Source organism: Pseudodesulfovibrio hydrargyri (assembly GCF_001874525.1).
Lineage (GTDB): Bacteria > Desulfobacterota > Desulfovibrionia > Desulfovibrionales > Desulfovibrionaceae > Pseudodesulfovibrio > Pseudodesulfovibrio hydrargyri.
In genome coordinates this window covers 61324-80736 of sequence record NZ_LKAQ01000004.1, presented here as the reverse complement: position 1 = coordinate 80736, position 19413 = coordinate 61324, and the positions used below count along the sequence as shown (strand labels likewise).

Here is a 19413-nt window from a genome sequence, read left to right as displayed (position 1 = left end):
TTCGAAAATAATGTCCCCGGCCCCGCGCCGGGAGTAGTTTGGAGCCAGCATGGAGGCGTGCCTCTTTTGGGCGGGCGCGCGCCGTGCGGGGGGACGGCGCATGTTCGAACTGCAACGCATACGCACGCGACTGGGGATCGTGGCCAGGGTCATCGCCTGCGAGCTGGACAGGGTCAAGGACACTCTGCACTACCTCGCCTGCCACACCCTGGAACTGTTCAAGATCACGCCGCGCGACCCGGCCCTGATAAACGCCTGGCTTGAGCGCGAGGGATTCGCCCTGGGCGAGGACGGGTTCTATCTGAGTCTGCCCGACCTCAACGCCTTTCGCGCGGGCCGGCTGCCCGGCGGCGTGATGAGCTATTCCTGGCCGCCGGACAGAGTCGACGACCCGGACGCCCGATACCGGCTCTTCTGCCACCGGAACATGGGCGATCTGCTGCGCACCCTGCAGGAACGGCTGCCCGGCACGGTGTGGGTCTACTACCAGGACGCGACCAACACGGCCATCCAGTATCCCTACATCGACCAGATCACGGCCATCACCCCGGATTTCCAGTGGTCCGATTACCACACCTGCGCCTCGGTCTGCCCCGAGGCCAACCCCGAGCGGCTGGCCCGCTGGTCGCCGCCGCACGTCGACTACGCCGGGCAGGGGTTGATCACCGCCGCCTCCATCCCCATCTACGAGAACGACGAGTTCATCGGCCTGTGGTCCATCGACCTGCGCGTGGACAGCCTGGTCCGGGCCTCGGTTCTGGCCCCGGCCTACCCCTCGCAGCTGACCTGCGTGGTCGGCGCGGACGGCATGGTCATCGCCGCCGACCGGGGCGTGGTGGCGGACGGCATGGCCAAGGGCAAGCAGGCCGTGATCTCCTTCAATGAACTGCATCCCGCCTTTGCCGAACTCGATCTCCGGGAGATGCTCGATCAGCGCCAGGGGTGCCTGTCCGTGGGGGCCGAGGACGACGATTTTCACGTCTGCTGGACGGATCTGCACTGCATGGACTGGCTGTGCGTCACGGTCCTGTGCCGGGACGACCTCCTGGACACGGCCAAGGAGCAGTTCCGCCACGCCTTCGACAACCTGGGGCTGGGCCGTCCCGATTCCTCGGTGGGCGTGGACGGGCTGCCCCCGGAGTTCCTGGAGCTGGGCGAGGCCTACAACCATATGGTCGAGAAGCTCAACCTGGCCCGGGGCGACCTCCAGCGCCAGAAGGCCGAGCTGGCCCGGCAAAAGGAGCGGGCCGAGGCCGCCAACGCGGCCAAGACGTTCTTCCTGGCCAACATGAGCCATGAGCTGCGCACACCGCTCAACGGCATCGTGGGCATGCACCGCCTGCTCCAGGGGACCGACCTGGACAGGGAGCAGGCCGAATACGTGGACCTGGCCGTGCAGTCCGTGTCCCGGCTGACCGACCTGGTCGGGGACATCCTGGACCTGACCCGCGTCGAGTCCGGCAAGCTGACCCTGAACGAGGGGCCGTTCCACCTGCGGGAGATACTTGGCTTCGTGGGCCAGCTCTTCGCCCCGTCCTGCCAGGACAAGGGCATCACCCTGGACATCCACGTGGATCCGGCCGTGCCCGACGTGCTGGTGGGCGACGCGGTGCGCTTCCAGCAGGTGGTCAACAACCTGGTGGGCAACGCGATCAAATTCACGGACGAGGGGGGCGTGGAGGTCGAGGCGTACGCCCTGCCGGGCGGAACCCCCGACGTCTGCCGGGTGCTTTTCGCCGTGTCCGACACCGGCATCGGCATGGACGAGGCGGAGATGGACGAACTCTTCGAACCGTTCATGCAGGCGGACAGCGGCTACGGCAGGCGGTTCCAGGGTGCGGGGCTCGGCCTGTCCATCGTCCGCCGCCTGGTGGACCTCATGGGCGGCAGCGTGGACGCGGCCAGCCGTCCCGGCCTGGGCACGGCCTTCCACTTTTGCCTGCCCTTCGGGCTGATGGGCCGCGACGCGGAGGAAGCCCTGGCCAGGCCGGTTCCGTTCTGCCTCCCCGAGACCGGGTGCACCGTGCTCCTGGCCGAGGACGAACCGGTCAACCGCATGGCCATCAAGGCGTATCTGCAAAAGATCGGGTATGCGGCCGCGGCCGTGGAGAACGGGGCCGAGGCCCTGCGCTCGCTCGATCAGGGGGATTTCGGACTGGTGCTCATGGACATCCAGATGCCGGTCATGGACGGGCTCGCGGCCATCCGGGCCATCCGGTCCGGCGAGGCCGGGGAGCGGAACGCGGAGGTCCCCATCGTGGTCCTGACCGCCTTTGCCCTGTCCGGGGACCGCGAGGTCTTTCTCGAGGCCGGGGCCGACGACTACCTGCCCAAGCCCGTGGACCTGGACCGGCTGGCCGTGGTCATGAACCGGCTGTTGGCCGGGGAAGCGGCGGTCGGCCGGTCCGCCTAGAGGGGCTTGAGCATGCGGCGGACGTTCTCGCCCGCCAGATAGTTGGTGGCGACGTAGGTCCGCTCCACGGCGAACCCCTTGGTTTGGTAGAAACTCAGCGCCTTCTTGTTGCGCTCCAGGCAGTCCAGGGTCAGCGCGCCGAATCCGGCCCGGCGGGCGCGGTCCTCGGCATGGTCGAGCAGGGCCGAGCCCACCCCCAGGCCCATGAACTCAGGGCGGACCCACAGATGGTCCACATAGTTTTCCTTGAGAAGCAGGGCGCCCGCCGGCGCGCCGCCGACCTCGGCCAGGCTGAAGCTCGAGGCGTTTTCGCGGGCCACCCGGGCGGGGCGGTCCATGTCGAGAATCTTCCTGAACTGGTGCTCGGGCAGGAAATGCGCGTAGCTGGCGAGCATGGAGGCGCGGATGATCTCCGCGACGCATGCTTCGTCCCCGGCCGTGGCCTGGCGGATGCGGATCATTGCTTGAGTCTAGGGTCGAGCAGGTCGCGCAGGGATTCGCCGAGCAGGTTGTAGCCGAGCACGGTCAGCAGGATGGCCAACCCCGGAAATACGGACAGCCACCAGGCGATGCCCAGGACTTCCTTGCCCTCCATCAGGATGTTGCCCCAGGAGGCGTCGGGCGGCTGCACGCCCAGGCCGAGGAAGGAGAGCGAGGACTCGGTCAGGATGGCCCCTGCCACGCCCAGCGTGGCGGACACCAGCACCGGGCCCATGGCGTTGGGCATGATGTGCCGGAAGATGATCCGCCCTGGCCCGGCCCCGGCGGCGCGGGCGGCCAAAACATAGTCCCGTTCGCGGATGGACAGGGTCTCGGCGCGCACCAGCCGGGCCACGCCCATCCAGCCGGTCAGGCCGATGACGATCATGATGTTGGTCAGGCTCGGCTCCAGGAAGGCGATGACCGCCAGGATCAGGAAGAACGACGGGAAGCAGAGCATGACGTCCACCCCGCGCATGATGATCTCGTCCACGATGCGCCCGAAATAGCCGGAGACGAGCCCCAGGACCACGCCGATGGAGGTGGCGATGCCCACGGCCACGAATCCGACCCACAGGGACACGCGCCCGCCGTAGAGGATGCGCGAGAACACGTCGCGGCCGAGCGCGTCCGTGCCCATGATGTGGGCCGCGCTCGGCGGCAGGAGCAGGGCGTCCACGTTGATGAAGTTCGGGTTGTAGGGCGCGATGAGCGGGGCGAACACGGCCCCGAAGGACATGATCCCGACTATGAGCGCGCCCAGCACCAGCAGGGCGTGCCGCGCCCATGGGGAGACGCGTTTGAGCGGACGGCGCTTCATCGGCTCCTCCCCCGGCCCACGCGGATGCGCGGGTCGGCCAGGCCGTAGCCCACGTCGGCCAGCAGGTTGCCGGCCAGGGTCAGGACCGCGCCCAGGACCAGCGAGCCCATGATCAGCGGATAGTCGCGGGCCATGACCGCCTGGTAGAAGAGTTGGCCCAGGCCGGGCAGGGCGAATATGGACTCGATGATCACCGACCCGCCGATGAGCGCCGGGACCGACAGGCCGAGGATGGTGATGACCGGCATGAGCGCGTTCCTGAGCGCGTGCTTGAACAGGACCACCCGGCTGGACAGCCCCTTGGCCCGTGCGGTCATGATGTAGTCCTGGCGCAGGACTTCGAGCATGCTTGAGCGCATGAACCGGGACATGCCCGCCCAGGAGCCCGATGTGTATATGAAGATGGGCAGGATCAGGTGCTTGGTCACGTCCCACCACTGCCCGGGGCCGGACATGGACTCGAAGCCCATGGAGGTCAGGCCGGAGATGGGCAGGATGGGCCAGGCTATGCCCAGCCAGAGCATGAGCAGCAGGGCCAGCCAGAAGCCGGGCATGGCGAACCCGATGAACACGATGACCGTGGAGATTTTGTCGAAGGCCCCGCCGCGCCACCACGCCGCGGCCACGCCGATGGGCACGGCGATGAGCAGGGTCAGGAGTAGGGAGGCCACGTTCATGCCGAAGGTCAGGGGCAGCCGCTCCCTGATCTTGTCCCAGACCGGCCTGTGGTCGCCGGACATGGACTGGCCGAAGTCGAGGCGCACCAGCCTCTTCAGCCAGCCCACGTACTGCACGTGCAGGGGCTGGTCCAGGCCGTAGAGCTTTTCGAGCTGGAGGCGCGCCTCCACGCCCGCCTCGGGATTGAGCGTGGTCTGCAGGTCCGTGGGCGACCCTGGGGCCAGGTGGATGACCCAGAAGCTGATGACCGTGATCCCCAGAAAGACCACGCCCACCCACAACAGCTTTATCAGAATTTTCTTGAGGACCTGGCCCATTGATTCTCCTAATGATTCCAACTGCCCTCATCTCTTACTGCAAGACCGCCCCCGAATCAATCAACAAGGCCGCCCGCCGATTTTTTCCATTGACATCCGCGCGCCCCTTGGCTAATTACCCTCCACCCAACGACGTGGGGCTGTAGCTCAGTTGGGAGAGCGCTTGAATGGCATTCAAGAGGTCGTGGGTTCAATTCCCTCCAGCTCCACCAATGAATTTAAAGGCTTAGAAGGTTTTCCTTCTAAGCCTTTTTTCGTGGGATATACAAAAAAATATACAAATGAAATCTGGTGGATAGAAAGTGAATTGGGCAAGGATGGGAATTATGTATTGTGTCCCCAGATTTCCAGATTTCCGTGCGGGAGGTCGTCAATTTCCCCTTGCGGAACCCCGCTTGCTCCTGGCGGTGTGGTGTCAGCGACGGCGACGGAGGCGCGAACTTTTTTGCTTTGGCTCAAGAGGCAGTCAGGGCTTCTTCATGTTTAACCAGCGGCTGTTACTAAGCGGTTCAAAAAATTGGACTCATTACTTCTTTCCTCAACAAGGTCGAGAACCAGAACCTAGTGGGCTAAGCATGGGAGAAAACGTGATGCATGCCGTTCTACCCGCTCTGCCGCACCATCCTGGTGGCGAACAAGGTTATCAGGCCACCGAGCATGATGTAGCCGAGAATGACTTCTGCCGCCAGCCAGAGTTGTCCTGCCGTGTCTGTTGGCGTCACATCCCCGAAACCAAGGGTGGTGAAGGTCACGATACTGAAATAATAAGGAGTGAACCAGCCCTCTTGGATTTCGGGGTTGCCGTACTTAAAGGACGGGGCAATGGAGACAAGAAAACTTTGCAGCCAGTCAGGCAACCAGGACCAGGCCGGGTAGCGGGCGAAGGCAACACCAAACAGCAGGGCAAGGCCAAACGATATGGTGGCCCACAACGATATGGACCGTCCACAGTTGGAGGTGCATTTCCACAGCCAATATTTGAGCGGATATCGTTCCCTGGCCTCCGCAATGAAGTCCAAGTCCATGACATGGCGAATAAACCGTTGGTTACCACGACAGCCTTGGACGTTGGTGCTACGGCATATTATGTTGTTGTATTGTATGCCCATGATGTGCGCTTCGGACAGGTCCGCCCCATAAAGGTTCACTCCTCTAATGTCCGCACCGTTGAGGTTCGTTTTATAGAGGTGTGTCCCGATGAGATTAGCCCTTTGGAGGTTGCCTCCAAGGAGATTAGCCCCTTGGAGGTCTGCAAAAGCAAGAATTGCAGCCATAAGGTGTGTTTTAACAAGCATTGCCTTGCTGAGGTCCGCTCCTCTAATGTCTGCGTCGTTGAGGTTCGCTTTATAGAGGTTAGCCTTTTGGAGGTTCGCGAAAGCAAGATTTACACCTCTAAGGTTCGCCTCTTGGAGGAGCGCCCCGGAAAGGTCCGGTTTTTCTTCAGGATTCTCCTTCCGCCATTTGTTCCAGGCCTCAACGCCCTCTTCCAACAAGATTCTGACATGTTCGGGATTCGCCATGGAAAGACCTCCTGATATCGCGGGGAGTGGTAATCATTACGTCAATGGCCACGGGCGGAAGGTCACGCATCCTCCACGTTTTCAGCGGAGAATTTCATGGTCAATCCGTAGGATTGGAGTTTGGCCTGCAAGGCGATGAATTCGGCCATGGCCTGGGGAAGCAGATCCGTCTTGTCTCCCAACTCAGCGCGGACCTCGTCGGGAACCACAAAGTGTTCAGCGCATGCCGCCCGGTCCTCCTCGGATATATCGACCATCAGGGTTCCTTCTTGGAGGGCGGGGAGTTGTTCGTCCGATGCCGGAGGGGCCGATTCGGGAGATTCTTTTTCTTCCGCAGGCGGCGGGGTGAGGGCTTCGGTCTCGACTTGGGGAGTTTGTCGCAGCTTGCTGATTCCGTCGGTAGCTTCGTTGAAGGTGCAGGCCGCTACCCAGCATCCTGCCAGCAACAGCGCCACACGGGCTATAAAACGCCGTTCTTTTTTCGAGAAGGTGTCCAGGGCCACCCCGATAAGATATTCCCAGGACCCGGACTCCACTGCTAGGACACGCATGGCGCGACGCAGATCATTGGGGAAGCACGGGCCTTTGATGGCTTCGTCCACGATTTTCTGCGAATCGCTTGTCTCAAGCAGATACCGGATGCGGTTGCAGGTTATCCCTAACGCGATCAGAAGCACGCCCCACTCTTCAAGGGACAGGGGAGGCCCGTCCACATGCAGGCGCAGCATGGGGGGCGCTGCCGGCCAAACAGTGCCTTCCACGTGGCATTTCCAGCCGCTATAAAAATCCTTTTCGTCAAGGAAAATCGCCTGGGCTTCCTGCTGGCTGGTGAGGCGAGAAGTCAGTCCATTGAGTTGGGCACGGGAGGAGAACTTGCAGTCGGTCAGGTCCGCCCCCTCGAGGCTCGCCCCTTGGAGGTTAGCCTCATCAAGATTTGCCTTCTTGAAGTTCGCCTTCTCAAAGTTCGTCCCCTTGAGGTTCGCCTCCCTGAGGTTCACCCCCATGAGGTTCGTCCCCCTGAGGTTCGCCTTCTCAAGGTTTGCCCCCCCGAGGTTCGCCCCTACGAGATTCGTCCTTTGGAGGCTCGCCCCTTGGAGGTTCGCGTCCTTGAGGTTCGCTACTATGAATTTCGCCACCTGGAGGTCTGCCCTTACGAGGTTCGCCTTTTCGAAATTCGCTTCCATGAGGTTCGCCTTCCTGAGATCCGCCTCCTCAAGTACCGTCGCTTGGAGGTTTGCCCCTTGGAGGTTCGCCCCTTGGAGATTCGCGCCCTTAAGGTTCGCCCCTTGGATATCCGCCTCTCGGAGGTCCGCTCCATGGAAGTACATCTTTTGGCGTTTCGTATTATAGGAGACAACTTCGCTGAGGTCTGCTCTTCCGAGATTCGCCTCTTGGAGATTGGCTCCTTTGAGGTTCGCCCGTTGGAGGAATGCCTCTCTAAGCTCCGGCTTCACACCAGGATTTTTCGCCCGCCACTTGTTCCAGGTCTCAACGCCTTGCTTCAGAATTTCGACATGCTCAGGATTCGCCACGGGGAAAGCCTCCAACGGAAACATGAATTAGAAAAAAACGATTACGCCGGAGAGTGCTATGAATAGGAATTATCTGTCAATGGTTGCGATTTGTTTATACAGGGGCGCAAAGATATACAGGGAGCGGTTATGGCAGAAAAATGCGCCCTGAGTTCTTTGCTTTGCTCGGTTTCCGGGAAACGCAATGGAGCAAAGGCGGAGAGACCTCTATCGAAAATCCTCAGACATTGTGCTCAGAATCCAATCTTGGGAAAGGAGCACAACCCTAGGGGCTGTCCCAGATAACTGGCCCATATGTTGTTTAGCCCACAATCATACCTTAATGTTCGCACTACAATTTGACACTACAAAACCAGCAATTGCTAGGTTGGAAAGGCGATTATTTGATATAAAGATGTTTTAAAACAGTATGTTGAGTTGGTCTGCTTTGAATGGCATTCTGTAAATCTGGGGACACAATACTATTTTCTGCTAGGAATTCGTCATGGCAAGATTAGCACGAGTGGTTGCAGCGGAACAGCCACACCACATAACACAGCGCGGCAATCGCAGGCAGCAAGTATTCTTCTGTGATGAGGATTGTCAAGTATATATGACTGTTATGAACGAGTGGTGCGTCAAATGGGGAGTGGATATCTGGGCGTACTGTTTGATGCCCAACCATGTGCACCTGATTTCAGTTCCAGGAATTAGGGGGACACCAGGGAATTAGGGGGACACCATACCAATTTAATGAATAACCCACCATGTCATCCTAGATAATCCCTTTGAGTTGATCCTGAGTCCGATTGTGACTATCTGAGTGAGGAATTCTTCGCCACCCAACCAGATGAGATCATAGATGCCTTACATCGGATGCACTCAGAAGCTTTTGGCTGAGATCAAGCCAACACAAATCCTAGAGCCTACCAATCAACGTGGGCTACAAGGCTGGCATGGCAACATCTTTAGATTCTTTCGTAGAAAATCAGTTCTACTGGTCAACGATGAAACTCGGTTTGCCGTATTCATGCCCGGCTTGGTCAAGAAGGACTTCATGAACTTCGACAAGGTGTTCATAGAGCACTTCGAGATAGCTCTTCAGGACATTGGGGCAACATCAGCGCAAATAGCTCAAGCCAAGTTGCTGCTTGGCCCGTTCTCTTATGGCAAGACCTATAGCCGCAGTGTGCTTGGAACGATGAACGATATGAAGTTCAACATGGAGTACATGTTGAAGAATCGGCTTGGTCATTTGCCGAGGACGAGTGGTGAGATTCAATGGATTACGGGGTTACTCAACGAAACACCCTATAGCGGCAAAGACATTGATGGCTGTGTGTTTGCTGAGAGGGACATGCTTCGGCTAATAGATGATGACGAGAAGTCGTGAGATGGTTATCTGCCAGACTAGAGGGGACGTTGTCTCAAGCAATGATTATAAAGGGTTAGAAGGTTTTCCTTCTAACCCTTTTTTCGTGGGATATACAAAAGAATATACAAATGCTAATTGTGATTCAAAAAGCGCCGGGAAAAGTCAATTTTTCAATGGGTTATGAATGAGTAGTAGATGTTTTAATGAGTTCTTTGTACCGTTTAATACTCCCAAGGAGTATTGGATGAACAAAAAGAGCTGGTCGATTCATGCCCCATATCAATGGTAATGGCATTCACATGATAAGGAGTCTGCTATGGCTATTTTATTGTCTGGTAAAGAGCTTAGAGCTTCAGTAAGTGAGATTGGGGGTATAAATCAGGGGTTATTCTTTCGACCGATGAAATGAAGAATTTGTTAGCTGAGCACGAAACAGTCAGCATGTTGGATGGGGATGGTTTTAAAAGGCTTTATTCAACAGATATTGAGCAGTTGGTGGCTGATCTTTTGTTCAAGGTTGGGAATATTGATAACCCAACCACGATCCCTCAACATATTCTGATGTTCCATGCTATTAAAGATGATCCAAATAAGGTTGCCATTTACGAAAAAGTTATGAAGTCTTTTGTGGCGTTTATGAAGGCTACCTTAGCAAATTCAGATAGTGTCAAAGACAATAAGATTGATCCGACTGCGTTCTTGATTGAAGCTGCGAAGCTTGGAAAACAGGGAGTAGAAATGGCTGAAAATCTTCTGAGCTCTGCAAATCATCAAATGCATATTAGCCCATGGGGGAAAGTGAGGCGGCTTGAATATAAGGATCCCGTTAAGTTGAAGGATCTGTTTGAAAGCTCATCTCTTGAGGCAGAGCATGGGAGCTATATTGACCAGCGGTTTATCGATTATTTGCATCAGAATTTTTTTGCCATTGATGATTTGCACTGGAGAAAATTCGAAGGGCTGACGGCAGAGTTTTTTGAAAGAGAAGGCTTCAGGGTGGAGATAGGGCCTGGACGAGATGATGGCGGCGTCGATATCCGGGTGTACAAAGAGAGCAAGGAGGCGTCTGACCCTGAAGTCATATTGGTTCAATGCAAGAGAACAAAATCAAAAGTTGGGCGAACTGTTGTTAAAGCTTTATGGGCTGATGTTGTTCATGAAGATGCTGAGTCAGGTCTTATCGTGACGACTTCGGCAATTTCTCCTGGCGCTAAGCAGGATCTGGGTGCCAGAGGGTATCCGATCGAAGAAGCTGACAGGGATACTGTCAAAAAGTGGATTGAAGCGATGAAGACGCCTAATACAGGCGTTTTTATGGGAGAGTAGTGTCATTTTTCGTTTGTAACTGCAATGTTCAGGGTGGCTTAACCCCTGCCATTAATTGGGGGGATTACCGGGGAAGTTGGCAAAATTTACTCCCTCTCAAATCGATAAGTTCTGGTAGCTCACTAAAATAATTGGTAAGACAAAGTTAAAGAATATTTGACAGTTACCAGTGCTGAGTTCGGGTGCTTTCATTAGATAACACATAGAGATAAGTCTTATGGGAAAAATACTAGACGTCCTTGAGAAGGAAACCCACGCTAAGCGGTATAACTCGCATCGTTACTCGTATGAGACAGTCAAGATGCCTGGGATTAAATACGATGAACGCGAGGTTGTCTGGAAGAGCCATGGTGAAACCGAAAATCACAAGACCCCCATTAATCTTAAAAGTAAAGCTCAGCTTGTGGGGGAGCAGGAGTCTATTTTTACGTATTTTTTGGATGGTTCGAGGCGTACTTATAAAGTGGATGATTTTTCCTATACAAAAAATGTTTATCCGGTGTTGGCAGGGCAGGTAGGGGTGGGCTGCTGTAGGCGAGTTGACAGAGAGATGGCCGAAGAACAGCTGCGCAAGCGGAATCTGATTGTGTTGCCAGACAAAGCCAACAAAGATGGCTGGAACACATCTAAGCGGTGTGCGCATTGGTTGGCAAAAGTGAATTCGATATCTCACTCAACTAGTGGTCAGTTTACATTTGACGACATTCTTACCTACTCAACAAAAGAAGATGAGAAATTAGAGAATAAAGGCATAGCTGCAATTCAAGATTATATGACAGAGCTAGAGAAGATAGCTGTTGCTGAACTTGTATCTCAAAAGAAGTTAGATCAGAGTAATTACCTCATTAAAGACGGATCATTGGAATATCGAAGAGATATCCATAATAAGCAAGCTTTGAATTTGAGCGAGAAGCATATTGCAAATAACTACAAATATGTTGTGGGCGTTTCGAAATCATTTAACCCCACTAAATGCAAAGTGAAGGGTGGGGGATCGAATTCGGATATCGTCGCCAAATTAAAACTATATGAACGTACTCCTGCATATATGTACCAATCTGGAAACGTTGGCGATGTAAGCTTTGCAATCTGGTATTTGCGCATACAGGATGCAAAATACACACAAAATATTTTTGATGGGATTCTTAAGGTCGAGAAGGTGATCACTGATGAAAAAGCTCAAAGAGAAGGTCTTGATTCGGCTGAGATAGATAAAATTTCAGCTCACCTTTTGAACGAGAGAAATCCAGTCTGCTATGGTGCCGATGCAAGATGGGCAAACCATATTTATCCTGTATATTTGACCGAATCATATGTGAAAAGCCATTATTTGAGCAGTAACTTTTTTCTCCAGTTGTTCTAGGAGCACGCCATGAAGTTGATAGGAAGAGTCATCGCGACAGAGAAGAATCCCACGACAATCGATACCTTTTACTTTTGGACAAAAAGAGATTTTATTCTAAATCCTTTTGATGTCGTAAAAGTTGAACATGTGGATGGGAGCGAGACATTTGCTGTCATAGAAGAAATATCTCATATAACTGATGCTGCTAGTTTTTTAACGAGTTACATCTCGTCTGATTTTGGGGATGTGAACGTTACTGAAAGAACACATCGAGTCGGGATGAACTATGTAAAGGCAAATGTTGTAGGGAATACCAAGGATATTTTTATCCCAGCTCAAAATAATGCAAAGGTCTATTTGGCTTCAAAAGACGAGATTTCATATGCTCTCGGTCTCGATAAGATCAATAATCCCCTAATTTGTGGGTACTTGGAGATGTATGGGGGGGTTAAGGATCATGAGAAGGTCACTCTCCCTGTGCCAATAGATTCAAATTTCCTGATTGGTCCAGAAGGAGCCCATCTGAATATCTCAGGCATTTCCGGCCTTGCTGCCAAAACGTCATACGGCATGTTTCTGCTGAAAGCTCTCCAGAGTAAGCTAGTGAACAATGAGACCGATGAAAATGTTGCATTCGTGGTGTTTAACGTGAAAGGACAGGATTTGTTGGCGTTGGATCTCGATAATGAGTTTGAGAGTGACGACGAAAGAGAGCAAGTAGAAGCCTGTTATGAAATGCTTGGGATTGAGCCAAAGCCATTTCGCCAGGTACATTACTTATATCCATATTCTGACAAGAGGAGTTTGAATTCCTATGTGCAGCAAGAGTTGTTTGAAAAGCAGAAGAAGTTTGGGAGAGCTTTTCAGTACAAATATGACTACCAAATGGACAAAGAAGGGCTAGATTTACTTTTCGCAAATATTGATGACAGCCATCAAACGATGGACTCAATCTTGAGTGAGATTCTGAGAGAGGATTCTGATTTTAGTCGAATTACGACTTGGAATGAGTTTATCCAACGATTGGAGGAATTAGGCACCGCTGGGCAAACACGAGGTTCGAGAGATATTACTGTTGGTAGTTGGCGTAAGTTTACCCGTTTAATTAAGAAGACAATTCAGGGCAATGTGATCTTCTCATCTCCGAACGAAGAGGAAGGGGAAACCCGTATAGCCGATAAGATTGCAGGGATTAAACGCAACGATGTCTTTGTAGTAGATGTCGCTAAATTAAATACTGATATGCAAGCATTTGTTTTCGGCAATACCATCAAAGAATTATATGATTTATGTCTTGGAGTTAAGGACTTTACAGAGAATGGGGATGCACCATCAAAGATAATAATTTTCATTGATGAGTTGAATAAGTTTGCCTCTAGTGAGGTGCCAAAAAATTCTCCAATATTAAGGCAAATATTAGATATCGCAGAGCGTGGGCGATCATTAGGTGTCATCCTTTTTGGGGCAGAACAATTTAAAAGTGCGATTCACCAAAGGGTTACGGGAAACTGCTCCACCTTTGCGTATGGGAGAACTAACTCTATAGAAGTGGCAAGAAGTGATTATAGATATATACCAGCGGTATATAAAAGTATGATGACAAGACTGAAGCCTGGAGAGTATTTGATACAGAATCCGATATTTAGATCGGTGTTAAATGTGAAGTTTCCCAAACCGATTTACAAGCAATTCAAGTAGCGGAGAGTTTGGCGTGGGTAAAATTAAGTTTGGAAAAAATGTCATTGAGAACCTGACATCGGGTATGTACCAGGACTCCCGTATCGTATACAGGGAGTATATTCAAAATAGTGCTGATCAGATTGATATAGCAGTAGATAATGGACTCTATGGAGATGGCGATTCCCCAAAGATAGATATCTCAATTGATAAGAAAAAGAGGCTTATTAGAATTGAAGACAATGCTACTGGTATTGAAAAGGCCTTGGTTCACACGGAGTTGGCTGATGTTGCGGATTCGAAAAAGAAGCGTGAACAAAATAAGGGATTCAGAGGGATCGGACGTCTTGGTGGTTTAGCATACTGTGACACCCTTCGTTTTGTAACATCCGCAGCAGGGGAAGACGTTAAGACTGTAATGGAGTGGAATGCGCAAAAATGTATGCAGTTGATCAATGACAGCAGTGTTCGGGATGATGCTGAGACTATTTTACTGGATATTATCGATTACAGAGAAGAGCCTTGCTCGGAAGATGAACATTTTTTTAAAGTAGAGCTTGTTGGCATAAAGAAAGAGAATGAAGATTTACTGAATGTTGATCGAGTCAAAGAATATATATCTGAGAACACCCCGATCCCAATTAATAACAATTTCATATTTGATAAAAGAATATACGAATATGCCAGAGAGAAGGGGTATACTTTTGACGAGTATAATATATTTGTAAATGGCGAGGATATGCTAAAGCCCTATGTCAATGATTTATATGAAAAATCAGACAGCAAGAAGCGCAAGTATGATGAGATTGTAGATATTAAGTATCGAGAATTCAAGACTTCAGGAGGAGAACCGCTAGCCTGGATGTGGTACGGGGTGAGCTCATTTGAACGACAAATACCTCAAGCGTTCAATCGCATGCGAGGAATACGCTTGCGGAAAGGGAATATTCAGATTGGTGGCAGCGATTGTCTCGCAAAACTCTTTAAGGAGTCGCGTGGAACACATTATTTTTTGGGGGAAGTACACGCACTGCATCCTGATCTGATTCCAAATGGTAGACGCGATTATTTTAACGAGAATGAGATTAGAGTGGAGTTTGAAGAAGAACTCAGATGGTTCTTTGGCGAGACCCTTCACAAGCTCTATTACGCAGCATCGAATATCAAAAGTGCTTTAAGGGCTCAGGGCACTTTTTTAGAGAAGCAGGAGCAATTCGTTGAAAAGGAAAAAAAAGGGCTTTGGGTTAACACTGATGAGAAGAATGAATTAGAAGTGCAGCTTGGCCAATATGAGAAAAAAGCCAATACAGCTAAAAAGCGACTTGATAATTGGAGAGAAAAGGCCACAGAGGACGCCAGCATTCAACAGGTGCTTAGTATCGTGGAGGGTAAACATGGTGTTGGACTTGACAGTTCAGCAAAGACGACTAGAAACACACAGAAAACGAGCAGCAAAAAGAAGTCGCAATTTATGACCGACGAGCTAACTGCTCTTGCCAAAAAAGAGCGTAAATTGGTCTCAAGAATCTATTCTGTAATTAGAGATGTTTTGAAAGAAGATCAAAGCTCTCGTGTTATTGGCGCTATACAAGAAGAGCTGAAATGTAATGGCAAGAAAAATACTTTTAATTGAACCTAATTATAAGAATAAGTATCCCCCGATGGGATTGATGAAGCTATCTACTTATCACAAAATATTAGGTGACTCTGTTCGTTTCTACAAAGGTGATTTTTCAACTTTTGTCCTTGAGAGCCTTTATTTAGATTTTTTAGATGAATCTAAAGCCATGGAGAGTGGTGTAGATTGGTCTGAGCATAAAGGGCTAATCTTGGGTTACATCAAACGTGGGTTTTCAAAGAACTTGGAGCATATCGAACGCCTTGATGATTGGGGAGGCATTGTTGAGGTCCTCGGCAAGTACCGCTCTCAATATTTGCATAAGGACTACCTCAAGAACCCCAAGTGGGACAGGATTTGTATCACATCCCTATTTACATTTCACTGGCAAGTATTGGTGGAAACAATCAATAGTTTTAAGCTGCTATGCAAGTCTGCCGATGAGGTTTTAGTCGGCGGGATAGCCGCGAGCGTTGTGCCGGAGGACGTGAAATCTGCAACTGGCATTTCTCCACATATTGGCTTGTTAGATGTGCCGGGCGTTCTCGATGATAATGAGATTGTTATTGACCACCTTCCGTTAGATTATTCGATTCTCACAGAAATTGATTACGTATATCCCGAAAATAACGGCTATTACGCTTATATGACCAGAGGATGTCCAAACCGCTGTCGATTCTGTGCCGTTCCTACTCTTGAGCCTGCGTACCAGGACTATATAAATCTTAAGTCTCAGATAGAATATGTAGACCGAAAGTTCGGGCAGAAGCGTAACTTGTTATTGCTAGACAACAACGTACTAGCCTCTGAACGATTCGACGATATTATTGATGAAATTAAGGCCTGTGGTTTCGGAAGAGGAGCGAAATACACCCCTCCCAATGAGTATGAGACATTCTATCGAGGTCTGTTGTCAGGGGATAACGATCGAGGTTACGTAAAGGCTATTGTCAAGCAGTACGATATTCTTCAAGAAAAAATATCAGGCGAAGACTCTCGTATTCTGGTTCAGTTGCTGGCAAGTAATAAACTGTTACATCCAGATACCGCCACTAAAGCAAGCGTTCTTGCTGTTCATGACGATGTAAAAGAACTTTTTTCTCGTGTTTACAAAAAACGGTTTTTGGCACGATACGTCGATTTTAACCAAGGTGTTGATGCGCGGAGACTAACAGAAGATAAGGTAAAAAAGTTAGCGGAGATAGCAATTAAGCCACTGAGGATAGCTTTTGATTCGTATCGATCAAAAGATGTCTACGAGAAGGCTGTTCGCACAGCAGCTAAACATGGCATTAGATCTATGTCGAACTATCTGCTGTATAACTTTGAAGATGAACCTATAGAGCTTTACAAAAGACTTAAACTGAATGTGGAGCTGTGCGATGAGCTTGGGGTTGGTATTTACTCATTTCCAATGAAGTATCATCCCATCAAAGACACCGCTTTTTTTAAAAACAGAAATTATATTGGCATCCATTGGAATAAAAAATTTATACGGGCTGTTCAGGCTATCCTGAATGCAACAAAAGGTAAGATAGGAAAAGGGCTGTCGTTTTTTTATGAGGCATTTGGGAAGACTGAAGATGAGTTCTTCAAGCTTATGTATATGCCCGAGGCATTTATTGTTTACCGATTTTACTACAAAGATACCGGACAGACTGAAGATTGGTGGAATGATTACCAATTGTTATCCACTCAGCAACGTGGAACAGTAAATCAAATTATTGAGACGAATACTTTTGGTGCTGTTGAAGAAATGTCGGATGACCCAATGATCCAACAGGTGCTTAGCTACTATAAGATTACCCGCGATACACCTCGCGACCGACCATTAAGGAACTGAGTGATCTGGCCCTTCTCTTTAGTCGTGAACAAAACATGGTAAGGAAGCCAGCATGAAGAATGAGCGCTACCTTGTTGATCATCCTTTGTGGAGAAAAAAAGTTGATTCCTCACTATTTGAAAGTAGGGGGACTGCTATTCCCAAATGGGCAAGTCAAATGTGGGGGATTCCAACGCTATTCTCTGGTTGCAGGTCTAAGAAAAACCAATGTTCAGAGGTCGTTATCCGTTATAAGGGGAATGGGTACGCAGGCTTTGTCACAGAGAAAGCAAAAGGAAGAAAGACACCTCACTTTCGACTTTGGTATGAAGATGATTTGCTGGCTCAATTGAAGGACGTTTTTTTAATGTCCTTCATGCGTGATATCGAGCGACGTTTGAGAAAAGTACGTAAGGGGCTTGAAGAGGAGATTCCCTTCTGGGAATTCTTAGACATAGAGTTCGATCAGGCCCGCAAGGAATTCTTTTTTACGGCACATTATACTCAGCTTCCCACCTTCCCGGAGTTGTTCAAAAGACTCGCTAGTTCGCCAGTGATTAAAGAAATCGATGATGCTGCCTTTGGCAAGAAGCGTAGCCGAGCCTATCAGCAAAACTGGCGGCCAAGGGAAGAGCTTGACTACGAACTTGGTGCTACAAATGTGATTTATTACCTCATTGATACGAACAAACGAGAATTGTACGTTGGTGAGGCCGGTAAACTTGTTCAACGTCTTAGGCAGCGTTACGAAGTAATCCCTAATTGGGATTACTACCGATATGAAAAGCTCCCTGCTGAACTTGCTGACAATAGAAAGACGATAGAAGAAGTCATTATTCGGGCTTTTGCCGCAGTGCTACCTAATAGGACAAGGTTTCAGACAAAACGTATCGCAGAGTTCATGCTGGTGAATAGAGATGTGCGTGGCTGATATGTGAGTTGGGCTTAAAGATCAAATTTTGCTATGCTATGTACAATTTTTAAGATTTCTGCACTTCTTTACCCCACAAAATGATTAAGTTGACTTATGAAGTCGTTTGATTGTGTGTCTGCTGCCATTATTGGGGGTGCCAGAAGCTGTCTTTCCAACTAGTTTCGTAACGTTTCGCAAAGTCTCTCATTTCACGGACGTTGGTCTCTGGGCTGCGACAGGCTTGAGCGCAGGTAAAAACAACATCGTTATAAAACTCACGAGAAACAGGGATTATTCCTTCATAATTCATAAGCAGATCGGGAAGTCGATCTGTAATTGTTGCGCCACGGGGGGACATCACAATGCTAGGTGGTTTCCCATACGTGTTGAGTAAAATATACCGCCAGCTTGGGTCTGCGACTCCATGGCAAGGAATAATCTCACAAGGGGATGCACACCCTCCTTCGGATATGGATTCATAAGCATTTTTAAGTGCTAGTGGCTTTTGGGCCATCAAAACATATGGTCCTTCTTCAGAATAGTTGCCGGTGTGTTCGTCGTAAACAATACCGAGCAAATCTTCTAAGGCACCCCGAATTTGAGGGTCAAGGGAAGCCTCTTTTGAAATGAACCATTGTAATTTTTTTAATGTGGTCCCTATACTCTTTGCGATCTCAAGTGGGGGATTAGGCCAGCACGCTATGAGGTTTTTGGCTATTTCAGCTACGCCGTAGTATTGATCATCCCAAAAAATATCTTCAGCAGTTTCCTCCAGTACGTTTTTTCCGATTAGGAGGCAGGGTCTTAGATTAAACCCACCGTGGTAGAAATAGCGAGGCATGTCGGGTGGAACAGAGGACTCCCAAGACGATAGCCAAGGGCCAAGTTCCCAATCAAGTTCACATGGTGCAGAGGCGATCGGCTTTTGTACTGAAAGGGACATCCATTGCTGGACCATTTCTTTTTCCTTTCCGCTCCTTGTGCCCCTATTGCCATCCATTACAGAATAGTCATGGTCGCGTTGAGCATCCATACAAAGCGCTTTGATAGACTCGCTAAGTGATTTGTCCGTGCTGCTGTGTGTGTCGAGTAACCATTTGCTGGAATCTTGAGCTGACCGTAGTGAGGCAGAAGGAGATTTGTTTTTGGCGTCAACGATTTTTACTTCAACATCCATTTTCCCCAACTTCTGCTTCAAGTCCGGGCTGGCTTTGGCTAAGTGGCGGTTTATCCACAAGATGTTTGGTTTTCCTCGTAGACCTTTGGCATCACGCCATGCCTCTGTTAGAACATTTTGGAATGCCCTTGGCTTATCGGCTGGAGTATATGTCATCCAACGAATGGGTACCCCTGCTACCGACAGAGCGTAGAGAATGAGAGGACTTAGTGCATACTTTTCAGCGTCTTTTAATTTAATTGGGTCGCCTACCGAAATAACACCATGTTTTGGGTGGTAGAATAAGAATTTTGCAATTGCTACGTAGAAATAGTGCTCTCGTGGTGCAGGTGATGATTGTTGATTCATATCTATTCCCTGAATAGTTGCGTACTCTTCGAGAGGATGTTGCCGTACTTGATGACTAATTCCGTATTTTGAA

15 protein-coding genes and 1 tRNA gene are annotated in these 19413 nt (G+C 50.3%); 10 read left to right on the top strand and 6 right to left on the bottom strand.

From position 1 onward, the window contains the following. The first annotated feature begins 100 nt into the window (after nt 1-100). Entirely contained in the window at nt 101-2413 is a 2313-nt protein-coding gene (locus BerOc1_RS04875) for an ATP-binding protein (RefSeq protein ID WP_129586489.1), read from the top strand. On the opposite strand, the gene BerOc1_RS04870 is transcribed toward BerOc1_RS04875, so the two are convergent. The 3 genes from BerOc1_RS04870 to BerOc1_RS04860 are packed head-to-tail and all read right to left on the bottom strand — an operon-like array spanning nt 2410 to nt 4708. Continuing rightward, complete coding sequence (locus tag BerOc1_RS04870) at nt 2410-2874, bottom strand: GNAT family N-acetyltransferase (RefSeq protein WP_071544619.1); 465 nt, start codon at nt 2872-2874, stop codon at nt 2410-2412. The genes BerOc1_RS04875 and BerOc1_RS04870 overlap by 4 nt on opposite strands. Further along, on the bottom strand, nt 2871-3713 hold the full coding sequence (locus tag BerOc1_RS04865; RefSeq protein WP_071544618.1) for an ABC transporter permease: 843 nt from the start codon (nt 3711-3713) through the stop codon (nt 2871-2873). Before BerOc1_RS04865 ends, BerOc1_RS04870 begins: the two co-directional genes overlap by 4 nt. Then, nucleotides 3710-4708, bottom strand: a complete 999-nt coding sequence (locus BerOc1_RS04860) for an ABC transporter permease (RefSeq protein ID WP_071544617.1) — start codon at nt 4706-4708, stop codon at nt 3710-3712. The genes BerOc1_RS04865 and BerOc1_RS04860 overlap by 4 nt, the downstream gene beginning before the upstream one ends. A 136-nt stretch (nt 4709-4844) precedes the next feature. Here BerOc1_RS04860 and BerOc1_RS04855 point away from each other — a divergent pair. Further along, nucleotides 4845-4920: transfer RNA gene (locus tag BerOc1_RS04855), tRNA-Ala, on the top strand. Nucleotides 4921-5310: 390 nt separating this feature from the next. Here BerOc1_RS04855 and BerOc1_RS04850 read toward each other — a convergent pair. Both BerOc1_RS04850 and BerOc1_RS04845 read right to left on the bottom strand, forming a co-directional pair. After that, on the bottom strand, nt 5311-6228 hold the full coding sequence (locus BerOc1_RS04850; protein ID WP_071544616.1) for a pentapeptide repeat-containing protein: 918 nt from the start codon (nt 6226-6228) through the stop codon (nt 5311-5313). A gap of 62 nt (nt 6229-6290) precedes the next feature. Further along, a complete protein-coding gene (locus BerOc1_RS04845; RefSeq protein ID WP_165610782.1) occupies nt 6291-7760 on the bottom strand; it encodes a pentapeptide repeat-containing protein in 1470 nt (489 codons plus the stop codon). Nucleotides 7761-8244: 484 nt separating this feature from the next. Between BerOc1_RS04845 and BerOc1_RS19505 the strand changes: the two genes are divergently transcribed. The 8 genes from BerOc1_RS19505 to BerOc1_RS04805 all read left to right on the top strand — a co-directional run bounded on the left by BerOc1_RS19505 (nt 8245) and on the right by BerOc1_RS04805 (nt 17833). Beyond that, nucleotides 8245-8472, top strand: coding sequence for a transposase (locus BerOc1_RS19505; protein WP_207503292.1), 228 nt, complete (start codon nt 8245-8247; stop codon nt 8470-8472). Between the two features lie 129 nt (nt 8473-8601). After that, complete coding sequence (locus BerOc1_RS04835) at nt 8602-9132, top strand: DUF6933 domain-containing protein (RefSeq protein WP_071544614.1); 531 nt, start codon at nt 8602-8604, stop codon at nt 9130-9132. A gap of 387 nt (nt 9133-9519) precedes the next feature. Beyond that, nucleotides 9520-10440 carry a restriction endonuclease gene (locus BerOc1_RS04830; protein ID WP_071544613.1) on the top strand — a complete coding sequence of 307 codons (921 nt, stop codon included), beginning with the start codon at nt 9520-9522 and terminating at the stop codon, nt 10438-10440. A 301-nt stretch (nt 10441-10741) separates the two neighbouring features. Then, complete coding sequence (locus BerOc1_RS18790) at nt 10742-11803, top strand: hypothetical protein (protein WP_129586488.1); 1062 nt, start codon at nt 10742-10744, stop codon at nt 11801-11803. 9 nt (nt 11804-11812) lie between these two features. Next, complete coding sequence (locus BerOc1_RS04820) at nt 11813-13483, top strand: ATP-binding protein (protein WP_071544611.1); 1671 nt, start codon at nt 11813-11815, stop codon at nt 13481-13483. A gap of 13 nt (nt 13484-13496) precedes the next feature. Next, the gene (locus tag BerOc1_RS04815) at nt 13497-15095 is read left to right on the top strand and encodes an ATP-binding protein (RefSeq protein WP_084641102.1); all 1599 of its coding nucleotides are present in this window, start codon (nt 13497-13499) and stop codon (nt 15093-15095) included. Next, nucleotides 15070-16923: a radical SAM protein gene (locus BerOc1_RS04810; RefSeq protein WP_071544610.1), complete on the top strand. Its 1854-nt coding sequence runs from the start codon at nt 15070-15072 to the stop codon at nt 16921-16923. The genes BerOc1_RS04815 and BerOc1_RS04810 overlap by 26 nt, the downstream gene beginning before the upstream one ends. A gap of 52 nt (nt 16924-16975) precedes the next feature. Next, nucleotides 16976-17833, top strand: a complete 858-nt coding sequence (locus BerOc1_RS04805; protein WP_071544609.1) for a hypothetical protein — start codon at nt 16976-16978, stop codon at nt 17831-17833. A 127-nt stretch (nt 17834-17960) separates the two neighbouring features. Here BerOc1_RS04805 and BerOc1_RS04800 read toward each other — a convergent pair whose 3' ends face one another. Beyond that, nucleotides 17961-19340 carry a hypothetical protein gene (locus BerOc1_RS04800; protein ID WP_071544608.1) on the bottom strand — a complete coding sequence of 460 codons (1380 nt, stop codon included), beginning with the start codon at nt 19338-19340 and terminating at the stop codon, nt 17961-17963. Nucleotides 19341-19413: the final 73 nt, after the last annotated feature.

Coding starts and splice junctions, on each gene's coding strand:
- BerOc1_RS04805 (WP_071544609.1), top strand. CDS start 16,976: ATGAAGAATGAGCGCTACCTTGTTGATCATCCTTTGTGGAGAAAAAAA.
- BerOc1_RS04875 (WP_129586489.1), top strand. CDS start 101: ATGTTCGAACTGCAACGCATACGCACGCGACTGGGGATCGTGGCCAGG.
- BerOc1_RS18790 (WP_129586488.1), top strand. CDS start 10,742: ATGCCTGGGATTAAATACGATGAACGCGAGGTTGTCTGGAAGAGCCAT.
- BerOc1_RS04850 (WP_071544616.1), bottom strand. CDS start 6,228: ATGGCGAATCCCGAACATGTCAGAATCTTGTTGGAAGAGGGCGTTGAG.
- BerOc1_RS04835 (WP_071544614.1), top strand. CDS start 8,602: ATGCCTTACATCGGATGCACTCAGAAGCTTTTGGCTGAGATCAAGCCA.
- BerOc1_RS04830 (WP_071544613.1), top strand. CDS start 9,520: ATGAAGAATTTGTTAGCTGAGCACGAAACAGTCAGCATGTTGGATGGG.
- BerOc1_RS04870 (WP_071544619.1), bottom strand. CDS start 2,874: ATGATCCGCATCCGCCAGGCCACGGCCGGGGACGAAGCATGCGTCGCG.
- BerOc1_RS04810 (WP_071544610.1), top strand. CDS start 15,070: ATGGCAAGAAAAATACTTTTAATTGAACCTAATTATAAGAATAAGTAT.
- BerOc1_RS04865 (WP_071544618.1), bottom strand. CDS start 3,713: ATGAAGCGCCGTCCGCTCAAACGCGTCTCCCCATGGGCGCGGCACGCC.
- BerOc1_RS19505 (WP_207503292.1), top strand. CDS start 8,245: ATGGCAAGATTAGCACGAGTGGTTGCAGCGGAACAGCCACACCACATA.
- BerOc1_RS04820 (WP_071544611.1), top strand. CDS start 11,813: ATGAAGTTGATAGGAAGAGTCATCGCGACAGAGAAGAATCCCACGACA.
- BerOc1_RS04860 (WP_071544617.1), bottom strand. CDS start 4,708: ATGGGCCAGGTCCTCAAGAAAATTCTGATAAAGCTGTTGTGGGTGGGC.
- BerOc1_RS04800 (WP_071544608.1), bottom strand. CDS start 19,340: ATGAATCAACAATCATCACCTGCACCACGAGAGCACTATTTCTACGTA.